Genomic DNA, 1765 nt, shown 5'->3' with positions numbered 1-1765 from the left:
CACCGCGCCTCCAGTCCGTCCGCTGGTCGCGTCGCGCGACCGACGCCGGCTTGTTCACCCAACCGACGCATGCGCGTGGCAGGGTGGTCCGGGGCATCGTCGCCCGCAGCCCAGCCAGCCGCCAGCGGAGCACGATGCCAACACCCGACCTGATGATCGTCACGGACCTCGACGGGACGTTCCTCGACCACCACGACTACTCGTTCGACGCGGCCCTGCCGATGCTGGAACAGCTGCGGGCGGACGACGTCCCCGTGGTGTTCTGCAGCAGCAAGACGCGTGCGGAGATCACGGCGCTGCAGGCGCGCACCGGGCTCGACGGGCACGCGTTCGTGGCGGAGAACGGCGCGGTCGTGGTCGGACCGGCGGGCGAGGTGCTGGTCGGACCGGTCGACGGCGACCTCGAGCGGCTGCACGCCGAACTCGCCCGCGTCCGCCGGGCGCTGCATCTGCGGTTCGAGACCTTCGGCGGCGTGACCGATGCGGTCGTCGCCGCGTGGACGGGGCTCGACCTCGAAGCGGCCGGACGCGCGCAGCAGCGCGAGGCGTCCGAGGTGCTGCTCTGGCACGCCGAGGACGACGACCGGGCCGACGCGTTCCGCGCGGCGCTCGCCGCGGTCGGCCTCGACCTGGTGCGGGGCGGCCGGTTCTGGCATGTGCTGCCGGCGGGCCGCGACAAGGGCGCAGCGGTCCGGACGCTGATCGCCGACCACGAGCGTCGGACGGGGACCATCCCGCGCACGATCGGACTCGGTGACGGCCCGAACGACACCGCGTTGCTCGACGCGGTCGACTTCGCCGTCGTGGTCCGCGGGCACGGCCCGGCACCCGGACCGCTCGCCGACGACCGACCCGAGCGCGTCCACCGCACGACCGCCCCCGGCCCGCAGGGTTGGACCGAGGGCCTCACCCGGTTCACCACCCCGTCCGTCAGGAGCCATCGATGAGCGACTTCCACCAGAACGGCGTCATCACGACGTTCCACGACCTCGGTCGCCGCAGCACCGCGAGCCTCGAGGAGGACCTGCGGGGCTTCGCCGAGAAACGCCCGATGAGCCTGATCCTGCCGGCGCTGTACTCCGAGCTCGAGCGTCCAGCCCTGTCGCGGATCGTCGACGAGCTGGCCGAGGCCGACTGGCTCAGCGAGATCGTGATCGGGCTCGACCGGGCCGACCGCTCGCAGTTCGAGCACGCCCGCGAGTTCTTCTCGCGGCTGCCGCAGCGGCACCGGATCCTGTGGAACGACGGGCCGCGGCTGCGCGAGCTCGACGCCGAACTGGAGCGCGCGGGACTGGCACCGGGGGAGCCGGGCAAGGGCCGGAACGTCTGGTACTGCACCGGGTACGCCCTGGCGTCGGAGCGGGCGGACTGCATCGCCCTGCACGACTGCGACATCACCACCTACGAGCGGGGCATGCTCGCGCGGCTGTTCTACCCGGTCGCGAACCCCGCGTTCGACTACGAGTTCTCGAAGGGCTACTACGCCCGCGTCGCCGACGGTCGGATCAACGGCCGCGCCGCGCGGCTGCTCGTCGGGCCGCTGCTCCGCTCGCTCCGCCAGGTCTACGGGGAGTCCGAGTACCTGGAGTACCTGAGCAGCTTCCGGTACCCGCTGTCCGGCGAGTTCGCGATGCGTGCCCACGTGCTGAACGGCCTGAAGATCCCCGGCGACTGGGGACTCGAGATCGGCATGCTGTCCGAGGTCTACCGCGACTACGCGACCCGGCAGGTGTGCCAGGTGGAGATCGCCGACGCGTACGACCAC

Annotated in this window: 2 protein-coding genes; both read left to right on the top strand. The window is 72.2% G+C overall.

From position 1 onward, the window contains the following. Positions 1 to 134: 134 nt before the first annotated feature. Positions 135 to 947 (top strand): HAD-IIB family hydrolase, encoded by an 813-nt coding sequence (locus BIU89_RS13030; RefSeq protein WP_071247127.1) that lies wholly within the window; start codon positions 135 to 137, stop codon positions 945 to 947. After that, a partial coding sequence (locus BIU89_RS13025) for a glycosyl transferase (protein ID WP_071247126.1) occupies positions 944 to 1765 on the top strand: 822 nt, incomplete at its 3' end. The genes BIU89_RS13030 and BIU89_RS13025, both read left to right, overlap by 4 nt.

The sequence above is a fragment of the Curtobacterium sp. MCBA15_005 genome (assembly GCF_001864855.1).
Classification (GTDB): domain Bacteria; phylum Actinomycetota; class Actinomycetes; order Actinomycetales; family Microbacteriaceae; genus Curtobacterium; species Curtobacterium flaccumfaciens.
This window is presented reverse-complemented; position numbering and strand designations above follow the sequence as displayed.

What these genes read in the sequence shown, in the direction of transcription:
- BIU89_RS13030 (WP_071247127.1), top strand. Translation starts at nt 135, where the DNA reads ATGCCAACACCCGACCTGATGATCGTCACGGACCTCGACGGGACGTTC.